Annotated in this window: 25 protein-coding genes, 2 tRNA genes and 1 pseudogene; 14 read left to right on the forward strand and 14 right to left on the reverse strand. The window is 45.1% G+C overall.

Annotated features, from left to right (window positions below):
• The 5 genes and pseudogenes from C7B77_RS07705 to C7B77_RS07725 all read left to right on the forward strand — a co-directional run.
• Positions 1-304: pseudogene (locus C7B77_RS07705) on the forward strand (glutamate-5-semialdehyde dehydrogenase); the annotation flags it as partial.
• A 178-nt stretch (positions 305-482) separates the two neighbouring features.
• On the forward strand, positions 483-959 hold the full coding sequence (locus C7B77_RS07710; protein ID WP_106302385.1) for a hydrocarbon-binding protein: 477 nt from the start codon (positions 483-485) through the stop codon (positions 957-959).
• Between the two features lie 58 nt (positions 960-1,017).
• The gene (locus C7B77_RS07715; RefSeq protein WP_106302388.1) at positions 1,018-1,383 is read left to right on the forward strand and encodes a roadblock/LC7 domain-containing protein; all 366 of its coding nucleotides are present in this window, start codon (positions 1,018-1,020) and stop codon (positions 1,381-1,383) included.
• A 177-nt stretch (positions 1,384-1,560) separates the two neighbouring features.
• Positions 1,561-2,445 carry a DUF4388 domain-containing protein gene (locus tag C7B77_RS07720; RefSeq protein ID WP_245894107.1) on the forward strand — a complete coding sequence of 295 codons (885 nt, stop codon included), beginning with the start codon at positions 1,561-1,563 and terminating at the stop codon, positions 2,443-2,445.
• Between the two features lie 2 nt (positions 2,446-2,447).
• A complete protein-coding gene (locus tag C7B77_RS07725) occupies positions 2,448-2,972 on the forward strand; it encodes a GTP-binding protein (protein ID WP_106302391.1) in 525 nt (174 codons plus the stop codon).
• 15 nt (positions 2,973-2,987) lie between these two features.
• On the opposite strand, the gene C7B77_RS07730 is transcribed toward C7B77_RS07725, so the two are convergent.
• The 7 genes from C7B77_RS07730 to C7B77_RS07760 all read right to left on the reverse strand — a co-directional run bounded on the left by C7B77_RS07730 (position 2,988) and on the right by C7B77_RS07760 (position 8,099).
• Complete coding sequence (locus tag C7B77_RS07730; protein WP_106302394.1) at positions 2,988-3,314, reverse strand: DUF433 domain-containing protein; 327 nt, start codon at positions 3,312-3,314, stop codon at positions 2,988-2,990.
• An 82-nt stretch (positions 3,315-3,396) separates the two neighbouring features.
• On the reverse strand, positions 3,397-4,110 hold the full coding sequence (locus C7B77_RS31855; protein WP_181243754.1) for a leucine-rich repeat domain-containing protein: 714 nt from the start codon (positions 4,108-4,110) through the stop codon (positions 3,397-3,399).
• Between the two features lie 226 nt (positions 4,111-4,336).
• Positions 4,337-4,690, reverse strand: coding sequence for a DUF1257 domain-containing protein (locus C7B77_RS07740; RefSeq protein WP_015161237.1), 354 nt, complete (start codon positions 4,688-4,690; stop codon positions 4,337-4,339).
• Positions 4,691-4,862: 172 nt separating this feature from the next.
• Positions 4,863-6,371 carry a stress-responsive protein Ycf46 gene (gene ycf46 / locus C7B77_RS07745; protein ID WP_106302400.1) on the reverse strand — a complete coding sequence of 503 codons (1,509 nt, stop codon included), beginning with the start codon at positions 6,369-6,371 and terminating at the stop codon, positions 4,863-4,865.
• A 105-nt stretch (positions 6,372-6,476) separates the two neighbouring features.
• Positions 6,477-6,908: a slr0373 family blue light stress response protein gene (locus tag C7B77_RS07750; RefSeq protein WP_245894110.1), complete on the reverse strand. Its 432-nt coding sequence runs from the start codon at positions 6,906-6,908 to the stop codon at positions 6,477-6,479.
• Positions 6,909-6,943: 35 nt separating this feature from the next.
• Positions 6,944-7,360 (reverse strand): VOC family protein, encoded by a 417-nt coding sequence (locus tag C7B77_RS07755; protein WP_106302447.1) that lies wholly within the window; start codon positions 7,358-7,360, stop codon positions 6,944-6,946.
• 208 nt (positions 7,361-7,568) lie between these two features.
• Positions 7,569-8,099, reverse strand: coding sequence for a TIGR02652 family protein (locus tag C7B77_RS07760; RefSeq protein WP_106302403.1), 531 nt, complete (start codon positions 8,097-8,099; stop codon positions 7,569-7,571).
• 48 nt (positions 8,100-8,147) lie between these two features.
• Between C7B77_RS07760 and C7B77_RS07765 the strand changes: the two genes are divergently transcribed.
• The gene (locus C7B77_RS07765; RefSeq protein WP_106302406.1) at positions 8,148-8,405 is read left to right on the forward strand and encodes a hypothetical protein; all 258 of its coding nucleotides are present in this window, start codon (positions 8,148-8,150) and stop codon (positions 8,403-8,405) included.
• Between the two features lie 444 nt (positions 8,406-8,849).
• Positions 8,850-9,848 carry an Hpt domain-containing protein gene (locus C7B77_RS07775; RefSeq protein ID WP_106302412.1) on the forward strand — a complete coding sequence of 333 codons (999 nt, stop codon included), beginning with the start codon at positions 8,850-8,852 and terminating at the stop codon, positions 9,846-9,848.
• Here the strand turns inward: C7B77_RS07775 and hisA are convergent.
• Entirely contained in the window at positions 9,835-10,626 is a 792-nt protein-coding gene (hisA, locus tag C7B77_RS07780; RefSeq protein WP_106302415.1) for a 1-(5-phosphoribosyl)-5-[(5-phosphoribosylamino)methylideneamino]imidazole-4-carboxamide isomerase, read from the reverse strand. The two genes, C7B77_RS07775 and hisA, sit on opposite strands and share 14 nt — an antisense overlap.
• 243 nt (positions 10,627-10,869) lie before the next feature.
• Between hisA and C7B77_RS07785 the strand changes: the two genes are divergently transcribed.
• The 5 genes from C7B77_RS07785 to C7B77_RS07805 all read left to right on the forward strand — a co-directional run bounded on the left by C7B77_RS07785 (position 10,870) and on the right by C7B77_RS07805 (position 13,344).
• On the forward strand, positions 10,870-11,385 hold the full coding sequence (locus tag C7B77_RS07785) for a hypothetical protein (RefSeq protein WP_181243755.1): 516 nt from the start codon (positions 10,870-10,872) through the stop codon (positions 11,383-11,385).
• A gap of 172 nt (positions 11,386-11,557) precedes the next feature.
• Positions 11,558-12,445 (forward strand): hypothetical protein, encoded by an 888-nt coding sequence (locus C7B77_RS07790; RefSeq protein WP_106302418.1) that lies wholly within the window; start codon positions 11,558-11,560, stop codon positions 12,443-12,445.
• Positions 12,446-12,577: 132 nt separating this feature from the next.
• Positions 12,578-12,649, forward strand: a tRNA-Cys gene (locus C7B77_RS07795).
• Positions 12,650-12,766: 117 nt separating this feature from the next.
• Positions 12,767-13,024, forward strand: coding sequence for an AbrB/MazE/SpoVT family DNA-binding domain-containing protein (locus tag C7B77_RS07800; protein ID WP_106302421.1), 258 nt, complete (start codon positions 12,767-12,769; stop codon positions 13,022-13,024).
• Positions 13,018-13,344: a type II toxin-antitoxin system PemK/MazF family toxin gene (locus tag C7B77_RS07805; RefSeq protein ID WP_181243756.1), complete on the forward strand. Its 327-nt coding sequence runs from the start codon at positions 13,018-13,020 to the stop codon at positions 13,342-13,344. The genes C7B77_RS07800 and C7B77_RS07805 overlap by 7 nt, the downstream gene beginning before the upstream one ends.
• A 187-nt stretch (positions 13,345-13,531) precedes the next feature.
• On the opposite strand, the gene C7B77_RS07810 is transcribed toward C7B77_RS07805, so the two are convergent.
• From C7B77_RS07810 to C7B77_RS29745, 5 genes are all read right to left on the reverse strand, one after another.
• Positions 13,532-14,269: an ABC transporter ATP-binding protein gene (locus C7B77_RS07810; protein ID WP_106302427.1), complete on the reverse strand. Its 738-nt coding sequence runs from the start codon at positions 14,267-14,269 to the stop codon at positions 13,532-13,534.
• A gap of 20 nt (positions 14,270-14,289) precedes the next feature.
• Positions 14,290-15,138, reverse strand: coding sequence for a diaminopimelate epimerase (gene dapF / locus C7B77_RS07815; RefSeq protein WP_106302430.1), 849 nt, complete (start codon positions 15,136-15,138; stop codon positions 14,290-14,292).
• 113 nt (positions 15,139-15,251) lie between these two features.
• Positions 15,252-15,428: a PCP reductase family protein gene (locus C7B77_RS07820; RefSeq protein ID WP_106302433.1), complete on the reverse strand. Its 177-nt coding sequence runs from the start codon at positions 15,426-15,428 to the stop codon at positions 15,252-15,254.
• Between the two features lie 102 nt (positions 15,429-15,530).
• The gene (locus C7B77_RS07825) at positions 15,531-15,839 is read right to left on the reverse strand and encodes a hypothetical protein (protein ID WP_106302435.1); all 309 of its coding nucleotides are present in this window, start codon (positions 15,837-15,839) and stop codon (positions 15,531-15,533) included.
• Between the two features lie 178 nt (positions 15,840-16,017).
• The gene (locus C7B77_RS29745) at positions 16,018-16,194 is read right to left on the reverse strand and encodes a hypothetical protein (RefSeq protein ID WP_181243757.1); all 177 of its coding nucleotides are present in this window, start codon (positions 16,192-16,194) and stop codon (positions 16,018-16,020) included.
• A gap of 228 nt (positions 16,195-16,422) precedes the next feature.
• Here C7B77_RS29745 and C7B77_RS07830 point away from each other — a divergent pair, with 228 nt between their 5' ends.
• Positions 16,423-16,722, forward strand: coding sequence for a hypothetical protein (locus C7B77_RS07830; RefSeq protein ID WP_106302438.1), 300 nt, complete (start codon positions 16,423-16,425; stop codon positions 16,720-16,722).
• A gap of 9 nt (positions 16,723-16,731) precedes the next feature.
• On the opposite strand, the gene C7B77_RS29750 is transcribed toward C7B77_RS07830, so the two are convergent.
• Positions 16,732-16,905, reverse strand: a complete 174-nt coding sequence (locus C7B77_RS29750) for a hypothetical protein (protein ID WP_181243758.1) — start codon at positions 16,903-16,905, stop codon at positions 16,732-16,734.
• Positions 16,906-17,066: 161 nt separating this feature from the next.
• Between C7B77_RS29750 and C7B77_RS07835 the strand changes: the two genes are divergently transcribed.
• Positions 17,067-17,140 (forward strand) — tRNA-Pro (locus tag C7B77_RS07835).
• Positions 17,141-17,380 lie beyond the last annotated feature (240 nt).

Below are 17,380 nucleotides of genomic sequence, written 5' to 3' on the forward strand. Positions count from 1 at the left end.
TATTAATACCTACGGTTCGCGACATACCGATAGCATCGTCACCGAAAATGCCAACACTGCTAAAGTATTTATCGATCGAGTCGATGCGGCGAATGTCTTTCACAATTGTTCGACCCGATTTTCTGATGGTTTTCGATACGGCTTCGGAGCGGAAGTCGGCATCAGTACCCAAAAAATGCCCCCGCGCGGGCCAGTTGGCTTAGAAGGATTGGTAACTTATAAATATCAACTCAGCGGCGACGGACATATCGCCGCTACCTATACAGGTGAGAATGCCAAACCATTTACCCATCGAGACTTATAATCGGTTCTAACATCCAGTCCGGAAGTCGATTGTTAACTTTAGTTGCAATAATCTCGATCGGATCTGAGGTCGATCGCTGCAAATATTATCAGTGACTTTTTATACTTAGATTTTCCAATAATACTTACTATAATATAGAAGTGCTTTATGATTTTTAGAGCGTTCTCGATCGTAAATTATGTCAAATCCACTTACCTCCCGACCAACATTGGGTCAATTCAGTAGTATTGTTTGCTTTAAGGCAGTAATTACTGGTATGGAAGAAGCTCTGGGCGAAAAAGCGACATCAATCGCCTTGATTGCTGCTGGTCGCCAACGCGGTAAAAACTTGGCTAAAGAATTAGGTTTGTCTGGTGCTAGTCAAGACTTAGATCTCATTGCTGATAAGTTAAATGAAGCGATTGGGGCTAATGGTACTCACTTAGCGGCGATCGAGAAAATTGTCGCCCAAGGAGATGTTATCAAAGTCTATTGTTCGGAAACTATCTGTTCTGCTGGCGAACCTCAAGGTTCCGATCGAAAATGTACTTTTACTCTGGGTGCGGTGTGGGGTGCATTGAGTGAAATTACTGGTAAAAAATTACGCGGTACTCATACTGAATCCGTGCTGCGAGGTGGAACTAATGACGTGTTTGAATACACGACACTCACCTAATACACGCCGATCTTCTCAGACTAATAGATCTCACTACAGTAATTAAATTGAGGCAAATATGAGCATCAGCAATATCGATGGAATTTTACAGAACTTTGTTTCAGGAACTGCTGATGTTCAAGGCGCAGCATTAGTGTCTCCAGATGGATTACCTTTAGCATCAACCTTACCCGGTACGATGGATGAGGAGCGGACTTCGGCGATGTGTGCGGCAATGCTTTCATTAGGAGAAAGAATTGGTAAAGAATTATCGCGCGGTAACGTAGATAGAATTCTGGTCGAGGGTGAAAATGGATATGGGATCCTGATGGGATGTGGAGACGATGCAGTATTGTTGGTGTTGGCTAGTAAATCGGCAAAGCAAGGGCTATTAATGCTAGAAATCAAACGTGCTGTAAGTGAAATTAAAGTTGCATTAAGCTAAATTTCGATCTTAGATCTAATTGTATCGACGATAAATTACTAAGTTTGGTTGACAGCAAAATCAAACTTAATAGCTCATTCGATCGAGCTAGATTTAATTCTACATTATTCGAGCCACACATATTTATTTATTTTAGTATATTTTACTGTTTGAAGATCGATATTTTAGATATTGAACATGCAAATGCTTGCACATGGATATTTATCACAATATTCACTAGCCGAAATTTTCAATCTCATCCAAGAAGGTAAGAAGAATGGCGTACTGTCGATCGAACCAAGGGATGGCTCGATCGATGCTTCTAAGGTTGCCCAAGACTCAACGTTAGAGATACCTTGCTATTACGTATCATTTCAAGGTGGACGAGTCATGTCTATCTTTTATGGATTGGAATATGAAAATCAAGATTTGCTCGCCATGGTATTAGAGCGACAATGGATTCCATTAGAGCAAATCAAAGAATTAAAAAAAAAGTTGAGTGGCTTAACAATTCCATGGGGTCTACAACTGAAAGTCTGGGAAATAATTAGTGTCGATCGATTGAGATTACTTTTCGATATTCAAGTACTCTCACAACTCGCTAAAATATTTGAAATCTCCGAAGGTAAATTTAGATTCGACCCCCATGCCGAATTAAATTATCCGGAAATGACCGGGCTGAGTTTATCGGCTAGAAACGCAGTTTTGTTGGGACTACGGGGCTTGAAAGATTGGAGTAGACTAACTAATAAATTGCCCGCTCCCGAATCTAGATTACAAAGAGCTTCTTCAGAATTGCAAGGTTCGAGCCTAGAAAATGACGAACAGTTAGTTTGGCAACTAGCTCTGGGAGAAATGTCCGTACTGGAAATTGCCGCACAGCTAAACTTAGAAATAGATAAAGTTCGCCAAATTGGCTTTCGACTCTGCTCGATTGGACTAACTCATGAAGTAGCTGTAAAGCCATCGCCACCAATTGAAATAGTAAAGCCTGTTTGCGTTGGGGGCGGCAATCCAAATATTCAAATATCTACTGCATTTGTAAGTAAGTTAATCGGCTTTCTGAAGCAGCAAAAAGGTTGAGTATGGAAATCATGAACTTAGTCGTCACAGGCACTCTCGGTGCGGGTAAAAGCACTTTTATCCTTTCGGCGAGCGAGATGCAAGTTGCGGCTCCCGATAAGCATAATACTGGCGATGAAGCATTCTTCCCCCAAGATACCACTGCCTCGATCGATTTTGAGACATTACAATTTGATGAGGAAATGGCAATCCATATCTATGGCACTCCCAGTCAGGTGCGGTTCGATTTTATGTGGGAAATTTTAATCGAACGCGCTCATGCTTACGTGCTGTTAATTGCCGCACATCGACCGAGTGAGTTTCATTACGCACGGCGGATTCTCAATTTTATGAATCAGCACGCCCAGATTCCGATGATAATTGGTATTACCCACAATGACTGTGAAGGTGCTTGGCGTCCTGAAGACATCGCTTTAGCATTAGGTTATCACAACAGTACCAAACAACCGCCGATCGTGGCCGTAAATACTCAGGATCGAGCCTCTGTCGCCATGGCATTAATTACCTTAATGGAACAATGTTTGTAGCGGACAAGCGAGCCATTAAGCTTCTTCATTCTCCCGAATCGTTGTAGCAATCTCCTCTGGATGAGCCGTCGCATAAACCCACGCATTAGTTAAGTCAGTTGCCGATAGGGTGGGATAATCTTTCAATAGTTGAGCTTCACTAATACCAATGCTGCGAGCATTAACTAATACCCATACCGGAATGCGGGTTCTAGCAATGCAAGCATCTCCGCCGCATACCCCTGGAGTTTTTTCAATTCCCCGCCAAGGATTGCCCAAGCTTTGAGCTAATATTTGCATTGCTTGTGCTTTCTCGGTTGCTGTTAAAGCAAGTAATTGTGGTTCTAGATTTTGAAGAGTCATAAAACTGCTACGAACCGACGATCGAGGAATAGGTACTATTATATCGTTCATTTCGATCGACCAAATAATACCACGTCCGAGATTAGGTTTGTACTGCCAACTCGTCAGGATGAATGCCATGATTTATCCAGGTAATGGCTTCCTCGGCACTTGTCATTGTCGGCGGTACGCGCAAGACATGAATATGATTCGTCGATGGACAGGTCATCTTGAGTAAGATGATTGGTTCTGCAATCTGTCGAACATAAACTCGATCGATATCATCAATTTCAAGCAACGTATATTCTCGCCAATTATCTAATTCCATAGCATTTAATTCACGGCAAATTCTTTCATAGCCAATCTGCTGAATTAATACGTTTTTAATTGTGATATTCTCTTCCTCTAATATCCACTCAGATTTCCATTCACTCAATTTTGTCCAATATTGGCGAGGAAACCAAGTACCAAAAAATAGAACATCCACTAGCTTTGGTAAGTTGTGTAGAATCGATAGATCGGTTATAGGATTTTTATCTAGCTGTAATTCAGTCAAGCTAGAGAGATTAACAATACTTAAAGGGAGATTAGTAATTTGATTTCCAGTTAAATTTAAACTGCTTAAATTAGCAAGATTACAGACACTATCTGGTACATAACTAAATTGATTGTAACTTAGGTCTAAAATACTTAAATTAGTGAGATTGCTAATACTCTCTGGTAAACTGGTAAGTTGATTTTCCCATAGATATAGACTCTTGAGGTTAGCTAGAGAACCAATACTTTCTGGCAAACTGGTGATTTGATTATATTTCAACCTTAGTACTCTATATCCATAGATCCTCCCCTTCTCAATTATTTCTTCTAATTTTTCCTCAGTCACGCTCGATCCTCCCCTATCCCATCATCTTAAAATACCCAAAAACAAGGGCTATCAATAGGCACTAGTATTCCTGTATCCCATAACAGTACCAACAACAAAAATGGGTCGATCCTAAATTAGGATCGACCCATGGGTTTGGGTACTAACAAAACTTCGCCTATTATTGAAGAACCAGAGTAACATTGGCGTTTTGTAGACCACCACGTTGTTGAACTTCAGAGAGAGTTTTGTTAACTGCGTACTTTTGGTTGATCGAGTTAATTAACTCAGTTTGGTTGTGCTTTTTGGCAACGCCCCAAAGATCGGCGATTAAGTCGAAAGAACCATCAGCATTGCGAGACCAACCTAGATCGTACTCGCCTTCCAAGATAGCGACGATATCAGCGCGGACGCGTTGACCTTGGTAACCACGTAGGTCTGTTTCGGTCTTGACGTTGATGCCAAGGTCGCGCAGGGAAGTTTTGAGGATTTCTGCGTCGGTGATTTTGGTACGGAGAGTGCTAAAGTGAGACATATCGGTTTCCTCCAATAAAAGTGAGTTAGGCGAAACGACAACTTGAACTGTTCTGACGAGCGATCGATCTTGTCATTCGATCGCTTTCGGTCTCCTTGCTAGTTTCGATATGTTTATGGTTCCCCATATCGAGCTGACTAGCACCTTGACTCCGCATTGCGGAGCAAGCTTTTTAAAACTCCAGTCGGTGATATTCAGCGACTGAGGCAGCGGCGGGACGCGCTCGCTGTCTTGCCCAATCTCGCAAAGCAGTTACCTGCTCTGTCATTGTCCGCGAGAGGGGCAGAGTAGCTTTAATGGCAGCGATGATGTCTAATTGCGTGAACTCTCGGTTTTGAGCGAAAGCATCATACATCGCGGCGATTAAAGCTTGTTCTATTTCAGCACCCGAGAATCCATCGGCAACTTTAGCTAGTTGCGGTAGGTCGAAACGATCGAGGTCTCGGTTGCGCTTACTTAAGTGAATTCTGAATACAGCTTCGCGTTCGGACTGAATCGGTAAGTCTACAAAGAAGATTTCATCAAATCGGCCTTTGCGTAAGAACTCACCAGGTAGCCGTTCGACACGGTTGGCTGTGGCCATCACGAAGATGGGTGATGTTTTTTCCTGCATCCAAGTCAGGAAAGATCCGAAAATCCGGCTGGAAGTACCGCCATCGGAGTCGCCAGAACCTGCCGTCCCAGCAAACGCTTTATCGAGTTCGTCGATAAACAAGATCGCGGGAGATATCGATTCGGCTGTCTTGAGCGCGCCGCGTAGGTTAGCTTCAGAACGTCCGACTGTTGAGCCGTCGTAAACTCGACCCATGTCCAATCTCAGCAAGGGTAGACCCCACAGTCGAGAGGTAGTTTTGGCGATTAGCGACTTCCCACAACCTGGTATGCCCAAAATTAGCATCCCTTTCGGTTGAGGCAGTCCGTAAGTCCGCGCCCGTTCGGTGAAGGCACCAGAACGTTGCACCAGCCAGCCTTTGAGTTCCTCCAATCCACCTACAGAGTCGATGGTTTCATCTTCTTCAATAAATTCGAGGATGCCATTGCGGCGGATCAGTTGCTTTTTCTCCGATAAGATGATGTCAACTTCGGCTTCGGTAATTTTGCCGCGCTTGACATAAGCTTTGCGGTAGACTTTTTCAGCTTCATCTTTAGTCAAACCTAGTGAAGCTTTGAGTAACTTCTCTTTGCCTTCATTAGACAGACGATTTTGCCGAGTTCGGTCTAATTGTTGTGTCAGAACCCTGTCGAGTGCAGGCAGATCGGGTAATGCGAAATCGAGAACTACGACTTCTTTTTCCAATTCGATCGGAATTTGCTGAACTGGTGACATCAGCACGATAACTTTCTGCGTACCTTGGAATCCAGCAATAGCGTCGCGTAACCAGCGAGTTACCGCAGCCGAATCTTTAAAGGGATGCAAATCCTTAAAGATAAAGATTGCTGGATCCTTATGTCTGGTCGTCCACTCGATTGCCGCTTCTGGCGAGATCGTGTTGTGCTGGGTCGTTCTAGCTTGTCCGTACTCCACCATCCCATGAGTCAACGTCCACACGTATAGCTTGCGGGGTTCGTGCTTCATCTGTGAAATCTTGGCGATTTCTTTTTCAGCACGATCTTCCTCTGCCGTGACGAGATAGATGAGAGGGTATTGAGCTTGGATGAGAATGTTTAGCTCTTCTTGCATGACTATCTGTCCTCGAAAGATGGTGACTACACTAGACTAGCTTCGATCTACTTCCAATACTGTAGTAACAGAAGCATTTATCCAGCCATGAAACATAAGCTATTTCTAAACGACGATCGCGAGATCTTGCTGTGTTTGAGAGTGAGGAGATACTCCTACCTCGCCCGTTCGTATCGATCGCTCTTCGGTTAGGATGCCTGGATCTTGTCCCAGGGCAACCATTTCACCATCTCTAATCACGACCGGATGTTCGCATTCAGGACAGTTATAAACTTGGTGCGTCGAACCATGTAACTCGACCCCATCGACCACTTCGGAATGGTTGAGATAAAATTCCACGGCTTTTTCTACGATGTTGGACATTGAATCAGCGTCTACAGCCGATCGAATCTTCAACTGACGATGTAGTTGTGGCGGCAGGTACAAAGTGACCTTTTGCTTGTCTTCCATACGATTCTCAACTGCTTTACCCGGGTATGTATCCACTTTAATTGTTTCCATTTTCACTGTCAAGCTGGCAAAACTCTTTGACGTCATATCTTAATATTAGTTTACACTAGCCAATTTTATTGCTATTTTTGGCGATAAATTAATTCTAAGGGGAGACCGTCAGGATCCTTAATAAAAGCCACTTCGTAGACATTCTCGCCGATAACTTGCTGAGTCGGCGCGAGTAAAATCTGCGGTGCTGGCAGTGAGGCGGTTTGTAAAGTTGTCTCGAAATTAGTCAGCCAGCTACTCAAATTAGGAGCTAGCTCTGTCAGATCGAAAGATAGATGATAATACCCCACATAGTGCTCGTCGCCAAAAGCATCTGGAGCTGGCTTAGGTTCGGGAATTTGGATCAGTTCGATACGTCCGCTCATTCCAGTCATCCAGCAAGCCAGAGTGTAGCCAGTCGTGAATCGATCGCTAATTGTAAATCCCAGGCATTCGTAAAAAGCGATCGATCGATGAATATCTGCCGTGCGGATCGAAATGTGGTGCAGCATAGAGAGCGGGGGGCGGGGAGCGGGGAGCGATGCGCGCTCGTCTGGTTTCCAGACGGGTTAGCGCATCAAGACAGCGGGGAGCGGGGAGAGTTAGAGTTAAGACGAACGCACATGTTTAGATTGCCTAGTTTGAAGCAATCTGACTACGACATTTATATTATTCGACAATTTTCTTTCTTGCTTTCCCCGCTCCCCGCTCCTCCCCTCAGGGAGAGATCCGAAAATACGGATACTGAATCGGAATACCTGGTTCCTTTTCGAGATCGAAATTAATTACCTTCCAACAGGGTTCGGTGGTGGCGGCGGGGCTAAACTCGACGGGTAGGCCGAATAAACGGGGAAGAACGGGTTGTTCGGTTGCGCCAGTCCAAGAATGATGTCGATCTCTACCGGAAGTTTCGCCGACAAGATAGCTACCGATTAATTCGCGATAGCGTTCGGCAATAATCACCTTAGTCGCGCGAAAACCTTGGGTATAGAGCTTATCTAAAGCGTCATGAATCTCAAAGCGGATGCCATCGGGGTGAGTGTGTTGGCGGTACCATTCACCATCCCACAGACACCAATGTCGGCTGGATTGAAGGTGTACCAATTCACCCGTGTGCGGATTTGCCTCAAACGCCCCATGTCGAGAGCACAAATAAGTATCGGTAAGTGTCAGAGCGGGAATCGTTTGCCGACAATGGGGACACTGAATCTCTGGGCCGAAAATGGGATATTGAAGAGCAAAGTTCATGTCAGGAGCGCGTCGGGTGAGATTTCCGTGCGGGATGAGTAAAGAGAAATGGCGGGCTTCTTAGTCTATTTGCATTATACTTTACCCTTCCTCATCGATACCAGCGAAACCGCGATCGCCCGATCGCATAGCGTCCGCGAGAGCGGAATCGAGATCGACAATCGATCGTTTTTCTATATTTGTGGGAATTATAATTCTATCCACATGTATAGCTCCGTGCGTTCGCGTAGCGTGCCGATAGCCATCGCGACATCTGTGTTGGCGCAATGTCATCTAGAATTGCGTACTCAGATGGCCGAAGATTAGTGTCGATTTGGCGATAGTATTTGTGGCATGTTTATCTTCATCTTTAAGGCCCTAAAATATGATTACAGCGATTCTCTTCCCGTATAGGCCACACTGTAGCTGTTTGGCTAGTTAGATCGAGCTTTACTAACATTAGTAGTCGCAGGTTGATATCTCGATCGAGTAATGTGGGTAAAATAAGATCGATACGATTACTTCTATCAAAATGTAGTAAATCATTATTCAGAATTTTATCTGCCCGATCGTGCATTTAGGTCTTGAAAATATCCGTAAAAACAGCTCATTAGCTTATTTATCGGTATTTCTGGATACTGGATGCGATCGTAGCAATAGCAACTAAAATTTGACTCACTCAATTCAGGTTATTATTCAGCCACTTATTAAAAGGTCGAGCGTAGCTTTTCTCGAATTGAGTTATAAAAATATCTGTTTAGGAACAGGAAAATGGACGATAACAAGCAGCAGATCGTGCACTACTTCATTGAAGAAGCACAGGAACATCTAGAGACAGTAGAACAGGGATTATTAGACTTAGCAGAAGTTATCTCCGATGCAGAACGGGTCAATGAAATGTTTCGAGCCGCTCACTCGATTAAAGGTGGAGCCGCCATGCTTGGTTTTACTGGCATTCAAGCAACTGCCCACAAATTAGAAGATTGTTTCAAGATTTTACGCGATCATCCCGTGCCGATCGATCGCCGATTGGAAGGTTTGTTTCTTAAAGGTTACGATGCACTTAAAGCATTAGTTGAAGAACTAGCCAACTCGCCAACGTTAAGCTTGCGGCCAGAAGTTGTCGATAGTATTTTATCTGGCTCGGCGGCGAATTTTGTAGAGTTGCAAGAGTATCTCGAAGAGATGCTAAATATTCATACTCAAGATACAACCAAAGAAGCACCTGCCGTTGCGGTACCTAAAGAGATGGCGGTGGGTAATACAGCGGTGATGGCTCCACCTGTTAATGTCGTGGCAACTGTGACGACGACCCTTCAGCAAATGTTGGCCTTATTTAAGCAAGGCGACAACCCAGCCAATCGCCAACAATTAGTTAGTGTCGCACAATCTTTAGCCGCGATCGAACCAAATGCAGCTAATTGGCAAGCTTTAGTTCAAACTACCACTCAAGCGATCTCCAATCCCCATAATACTTATAATGCGGTAGCTCCCCTCGTCATTCGTGAGATCAAACAAGCTGGCGATTTACTCGCCGCAGGTCGCGATAGCGAGATTACCGCCTCAGCACAGCTCCAGCAAGCAGTTGCCACCGTGGCTCCAGTCGCGCCGACACCTGCTGTCGCCACGACTCCAGCAGCGGCACAAATTACGATTCCCGTGGACGTTCGCGGCGCAGCTCAAGGCATTTTGCAAAACTTCAGCCGTCAACAAGTCACTGAATTGGTGGTACTGCTGCACCGCGTGATTTCTAACTCTAAGCAAAATTAGTCGAACCCAAATCTGGTGGCACATCTTGCCATCGACCTTCACCCACAGCACGAATTGCTTCGGTGAGGCTGACTTCCCCCGTATAGAGTGCGCGACCGACAATTACACCTGTGACGCCGAGCGTTGTCAGCGACAACAGGTTGAGTAAATCTCTCACGCTACTGACTCCACCCGATGCAATGACGGGAATTTCTATCCCGCTAGCTAACTCTCGCAGGGCTTCCAAATTGGGGCCTGCGAGCGTACCGTCGCGGTGGATATCGGTATAAATAATCGCCGCTACACCCATCGCCGCCATCCGACTAGCCAGCTCGGTGGCCGATACTGCCGAAGTCTCTAACCAGCCTTTGGTGGCAACTTTGCCATCGCGCGCATCGATACCGACGACAATTTGACGCGGATGTTGCTGGCATAAATCTGCCACTAATTGAGGTTGCTCGACGGCTACAGTTCCAAGAATAGCCCGATCGACACCTAATTTCAATAATTCTCCCACGCTCGCAGCATCGCGCAGTCCGCCACCAACTTGGATTTGAATTTGCCGATCGGTTATATTCTTGACTACTTCTACAATACTGGCGATCGCCGACAGATTGACCGGATGTCCGGCTTTGGCACCATCTAAATCAACCAAATGTAGCTTGGTAGCACCCTGTTCGAGCCAATCGCGAGCCATATCTGCCGGGTTGTCATTAAATACCTGCGACTTGTCATAATCGCCCTGATACAGCCGCACGCATTTACCATCCAAAAGATCGATCGCTGGAAAAATATCCATAGGTTTGAGAAGAAGAAAAAAAGAGTAGCTCCGATCGAATTATACGGAAAAAAGCAGTATAGCTGTCAGATTTAAAGACGCTCCATTCGATCGAAATCTGTCATAAATCGACTCAATTGTTAACAAATTTTCGCTGTCAACCCGATAGCCTATATGCTATCCGCTCTTTTGGGATCGGTTTTCCTACCACAATCCCCGAGATCGTAAGCGACAATAGAAGAGTTCAACTCAATAAATTGGACTATGATTGTTTCTAATTGGCGTAAGGCATTTTTGCCACTCGTGTTATCGGTAGTTTTAATCTTTACAGGCTGTTCGAGTAAAGAACCTTCCAAGTACGCCGCAACTCAAAAAGAGACTTCGGGTCGCAACGCACCCGCCGCAGTTGCCAAAAAGGCGGAAGCTGGTGGTGACTTCAATAAATTTTTCCCTCAAGGTGCCAGTGGCTACTCCCGAGTATTCTCCCAAGAGAAGAAAGGCTTTGCTGAAGCCAAACTCAACAAAGATGGTAAAAACGTCGCCGTACTCTCAATCAGCGACACGATTAGTTTACCCGCAGCAGCTAAGAAATACGAAAATAGTATCAGCAAGCTGAATAACTATCCACTGATAGATGATACCAAGCTCAAGAGCACTTCGGTATTAGTCAATAACCGTTACCAAGTTAAAGTAGCTTCTCGCGATCCTTCATTTACATCAGAAGATCGTCAACTCTGGCTCCAAAAATTTAACCTCGGTGGATTATCTTCACTCAAGTAGTCATTTAAGTTGCTAGTTAGATCGAGAGTTAGGAATTGGGTAAAGGATAAAGGATAAATGCCTTCGCTTGTGGCTATGAACCCCCTTCCCCTTTCCCTTCTCCACACTAAAAAACTGTAACTAGCAACTTGGGTTAGTCGATTAACAATTGTATTATCTGTAGGAGTCATCTGTGAGCAAAGCAATTTTTGAACTAGTAGACGAGTTGCCCACCGGAGGTTTAACCGTCATGTCCTTGAATGCCCTAGATTTTGTCATTCCCGGACAATGGCAAAATCTTGTCGGCTTCGATAACACCATCAAAGTAGTAACTGGCACTGACGATCCCGATTACATTCAAGCGATCGGCGAACGTGCTGTTGCTCTGTACAATGACAAAGGCGAAGGCTATCAAACTGCCATGTGGCTCTACAATACTGTAGATTCTGGCTCTAGTGCCCTCGGTGCGGCAGCCTTAGCCAATAAGCTCGGTGAAAAGGTTTCGCTGTTGGGCTTTTTGGGTAATATTACCCCCAAAGCCGAAACCGCCCAAACGATCGACTTAAGTGTCAAACTAGTTGCCGAAATCGTCGCTTTTTGTCAGATTAATGGCATTCCTGGCGATAGTGTGGGCGATTTCTTGGCGGCTTTAGGCGATTACGGTGGTGAATCGCTGATGCGGATGACAGCATTGATTTGTTTTGATGGCCTGATTCCCCTAGGGCCAGATTTTATCAGCATGGTAATGGATAAAATGGGCGGCATGAGTCCTGGAGAGCTAGACGGCAACCAAACCTTCAAAAGTATCAAAGACCAGGTTCCTGGCGGCGATACTGGCGGAAAATTGGGATTCATTACCGAGAGCTTTAGCTCCGTCAGCGGTTGGATGAGCGACTTTGTAAACTCTCGCGGTTTGACCCCAGAAAGCGTCGTCGGCAATCTCCGCAACTTTGTAGACATCACCGATGATAAGCTCGATTATCTCGGTGCCTTTTTGGATGTGAGCACCAATTATTACGCCCACACCGGAACTCAGACACTAGCTCGACGCCTCATCGAACGCGCCGCAGCCGAAATCTAGACTAACTCGCGAGATCGGGCATTTTGCACTCTGTAGAATGCTCGATCGATCCAGCATAGCGATCTACCCCCAATTTTAGGTCGATCGCTTGCCTTGCAACCAAAACTTGGTATAATAACAATCTGGACTTACGGCAGCATAGCCAAGTGGTAAGGCAGAGGTCTGCAAAACCTCCATCCCCCAGTTCAAATCTGGGTGCTGCCTCTCATCGAAACCTCGCATAAGCGGGGTTTTCGTGTTTCTGTATGTATATCGAGATGGAATTGTTAGCAGGTGTTCGCGATCTTGGGTACAATGTATCCAACACTAGAACCATAAATTATGAGTAAAGCAATTAAAAGCCGAATAGTTCAGGTGGGAAACTCGCAAGGGATTAGAATTCCCAAAACAATGCTCGAACAAAGTGGGATTAAAGAGAATATCGAGATTGAAGTCAGAGACAATCAAATTGTCATCACAGCAGCATCAAAAGCACGAGTTGGCTGGAGTGAGGCTTTCGCCCAGATGGTTATCGACGGGGACGAACTAGAACCACTAGCCGTTACCGATAATTGGGACGAAACGGAGTGGGTATGGTAACGGAAAGGTTCGATGTATTCTTGGTCGCGCTCGATCCAACAGTTGGTAGTGAAATCCAAAAAACTCGACCGTGTACGATCGTTTCACCCAATGAGATGAACGCTAATCTGGCGACGGTTATTGTAGCTCCAATGACTACCAGCGGTAAACAGTATCCCAGTAGAATTCCAGTTAATTTTGATGGCAAAGAGGGATTTGTCGCTCTAGACCACATTCGATCGGTATCCAAGACTCGTTTAGTCAAACAGTTGGGAACCATTAGACCAGCCGAACAGAAAGCCTTAGTAGAGGCTTTACTAGAAATGTTTGCCCAAGAGTAAATATCGTTCCATAGAATCGAAATAGCCCCGATCTCGAAAGACCAGGGCTATATCTAGATCGATAACTGTTAGCAGCGGTTAGCGATCGACATTAAACAACTTACTAAGTCGAAACCAACTGTATATCTCGATGGACGCGATCGAAAAATCCCTTTAATCGAATCTGGAGACATCCTCTTGCTCATAACTACTCCCATTCTGCCATCGACTCAGTTTCTGCCGCGCGAATCTGCTGTTGAAGATTTTGCCAATCGACAGAGCTACTTAATTTATCGAGTAATAATTTACCATCTTGTAAATAGAGCAATCGATCGCTAAATTGGGCGGCTAATTCTAACTGATGATTGACTATTATCGTCCCCATTTGCTGGGCTTTGGTAATATTGACGATCGCGGTCAGTAATTTTTCGGCAGTGGTAAAATCTAAATTAGCAATCGGCTCGTCGAGTAATAAGATTTGCGATTGAGTAATTAAGCCTCTGGCGATCGCAATAATTTGTTTTTGTCCAGCAGAAAGTTGTAATTCCGTGCGATCGAACCATTCTGTCGGAATCTCAAGTTGTTCGGTTATCGTGACGATTCGCTGTTTGATTTCTAAGTCAGCTAGAGACTGTAACTGCAATGGATAAGCTAACGCATCTCTTACTTTCATCCCTAAAAGTTTCGGTTCTTGACTTACCAACATTACGCGCCTTCTTAAGGCCATCGGGACGATCGATCGATAGTCTTCACCATTTAACAAAATCTGCCCGCTAGTTAGCTCGCTGAGGCGATTTAGCAGCCGTAACAAGGTACTTTTACCCGCTCCAGTAATTCCAGTTACAGTAATAATCTCCCCCGCCGCCAATGCAAATGAGATATCTGTCAATAGCGGGCGGGTGAAATTGGGTGGAGTATAGCAGATCCGATCGATTTGAAGTAGCAAATTAGCGATGATTGATGGGGTTATGCTTGGGCCGATTCTCCTTTAAATACTAACTCAGCAGGCCCAGTCATATACACGCGGTTATCGGCTTGCGACCATTCGATTTGGAGGCAGCCGCCAGGTAATTCTACCGTACAACGGCGATCGCATTTACCAGTCAGAACGCCTGCAACGACAGTGGCACAAGCACCCGTACCGCAGGCGAGAGTGATACCCGCACCGCGCTCCCAGACGCGCATTTTGAGATAATCGGGGCGAATGACTTGGACGAATTCAGTATTCGTGCGTTGGGGAAAAGCGGGATGATGCTCGAATTTTGGCCCGATCGTTTCTAAGGGAATACTGTTAGCATCTTCGACAAAAGTCATACAATGTGGATTGCCCATGCTAACGCAAGTAACCGTCCAAGTTTTATCATCGACTTCAATCGATCGATCGATTACTTTATCCTCAGCAGCACTCAAAGTCGTAGGAATTTCCGCAGCAAGCAAGCGCGGCTCGCCCATATCGACTTCGACTTGTCCGTCAAGCAATACTTTAGGGGTAATGATACCAGCCAGAGTATGAATTCTGTAAGTAACAGCCGTATCGACTTTGCCTTCTAAATCGGCGATGAATTTTGCCATACAGCGAATGCCATTACCGCACATCTCTGGCTCCGAACCATCGGAATTAAAAATCCGCATGGTATAATCAGCACCATTTTGTCCTGGTAAGACAAAAATCACACCATCTCCACCGATGCCAAAATGGCGATCGCACCAAATAATTGCTGCTTCTGGCTCGATAACGGGAATATCGCTATGACGATTATCGATGAGGATAAAATCGTTACCCAAGCCTTGATATTTACTAAATGCGATCGACATAGTGAAGAGAGATTTACTTACAATCGTTTCAGATCTAGATTAACAGATAAACTGTTTTACTCAGAGTAGTTTTTGACGATCGTTCTCTGACTGGATAGATTAGCAACCGCTATTTATTTTTTAGCTCTAAATTGTTGCTTGACATGTTCGTACACCTCGATACTAATTTCGAGTTTACCCTGTTCCTGGGCAAATTTTTCGATTTTATTGCGTGCCGCAGGTCGCACAAAAAAGGGAATTTCTTTGAGTTTTGCCTCAGCTTCGGCAGTCCAACAGATATTATTACTCACGACGATCGCTATCCTTAATGTAAATTTAGAGGGTCAAGGTGAGTTGGTAACGATCGTTGGTACTGCCTCAATGGCGAGCGATTTAACTCGATCTCCAACCATTTACAATGGCGGACGGCGACGAGTATCTAGATCGGGTAGTGGCGATCTGTAAGAGCTAGGGGGTAGCGATAATTGCTTGGATTTGCGTCGGTGTAGATTCGGCGCATCCGATCTACTTTCTGCTTGCTGGATACACCACCAGCGGTAGCCAATGGCTACTCCAGAAGTGAGCAAACCCAAAATCATTAATGTGCCCAGCTCATTTACGCCACCGAGGACAGCATCAACTGCACCAACAATGATGATAAAGCTTGATATTGGTTCTTTGCGGTATAGTCTTTTCAAGACGGTGGGAAATATCGCGTTCATTTAGTAGGTAATCAGACTAGGATTCCGAGATGATGCAGCCACAAACAGCGAACGGTCTGTAATCCTATTCTACAATCTTAGGCTGGGTAATAGATCGCCCCTGACTAGAGATTAGTCAATGCACTGAAGTTGCGATCTTAATATGCCCAGATCTAAGGGTGACATTTCGATCTGTTTTCTAATTGATGCCCAATCCCAGCCAAGCCAGCGGATTTTGGTTCGTTACGTATTCAATGATAATTAGAGCTGCAAAGCCAACCATTGCCGCTCTACCATTCAATTGCTCTGCAAATCGATTGAACCCAAATCTCGTCACGACTAATTTGGGTTGGACGGTCGGTTGTACTTTTGCCATGATTTGACGAATATTGCGATTTGTAAAGTATATCGATCTTTATTTTACGGCTGTTTGGTGCGATCCGATCGAGAGTATTCCTAGCACTAGCGATCTAAATATCCACCTACTCAGCTTGGCAATCGGCTCTCACCCTCAATCTCCGAAAAACTTACTCTTAGATTGAACCTCGATCGAGACTTGCTTGTCTAAGTATCCAGAAGACCAATACATCAAGGGAGTTCGATCGTGAACAAGTTATTTGGCATTATTGTAGCTACTGCGGTCATCTTTGCGCCACTAGCCGCCCAGGCTGGGCCGATCCAAGATCGAATCGATCGTCAGGAGCAGCGGATCTATCGAGGTGTCCGCAATGGTTCGATTTCACCCCGCGAATACCGTCATCTCGATCGACGAATCGATAATATCGAAGCCGCAAGGCTACGTGCTATTCGCAGCGGCGGTAAACTTACTAAATACGAACAACGTCGCCTCAACCACCGATTGAATAATACTTCTCGGAGTATTATTCGCTCTCGACACAACTAATTTGGACTCCTAACTAGAAATAGCGGTCGGTTGAATTAAATTCGATCGACCGCTATTAATTCGATCGATCTCGATCGTCCGATCGTCACCTTGTTGAAACTCATCATCTACCTGTTGAATTTGCACCTTAAATCCCCGCACCCGAAAATTCTCTGAGTCTAGTCCGCATCTGAGGGGTCGCACATTACCTGATACTCAGTCAATGTGCGACCCCTCGGAACGATCTGAGTTAACTTCATAACTGCCCTCGATCTCTAATATGCGAACGCAAAATCATCCTACCAGCTACTCTCTAATTTAGACTTGCGCAATCGAGCGATACTTGCTATGATGATTAACTGCATCGGGACGTAGCGCAGCTTGGTAGCGCACTACTTTGGGGTAGTAGGGGTCGGAGGTTCAAATCCTCTCGTTCCGATTTAGGAAAAAACAGCACCAGAAAAAGGTTTCGGCAAGGTTTTACGACTTTGTTGGAGCCTTTTTCGTTTGTCTTATTGACAATCAAAGGGTGGTTAGGGGTGTTTAGACATGACACTTTTACCCCTATTTTTACCCTGCGATGAAAGTTACGCTCTTTACCAAACTGCGTGCGGGTAGAAATAAATACCTGTACTCAGTATGATTCGAGGTGATTCAATTGCGTCGATCGATCGGTGGA

The sequence above is a fragment of the Chamaesiphon polymorphus CCALA 037 genome (genome assembly GCF_003003845.1).
GTDB classification, from domain to species: Bacteria; Cyanobacteriota; Cyanobacteriia; order Cyanobacteriales; family Chamaesiphonaceae; genus Chamaesiphon; species Chamaesiphon polymorphus.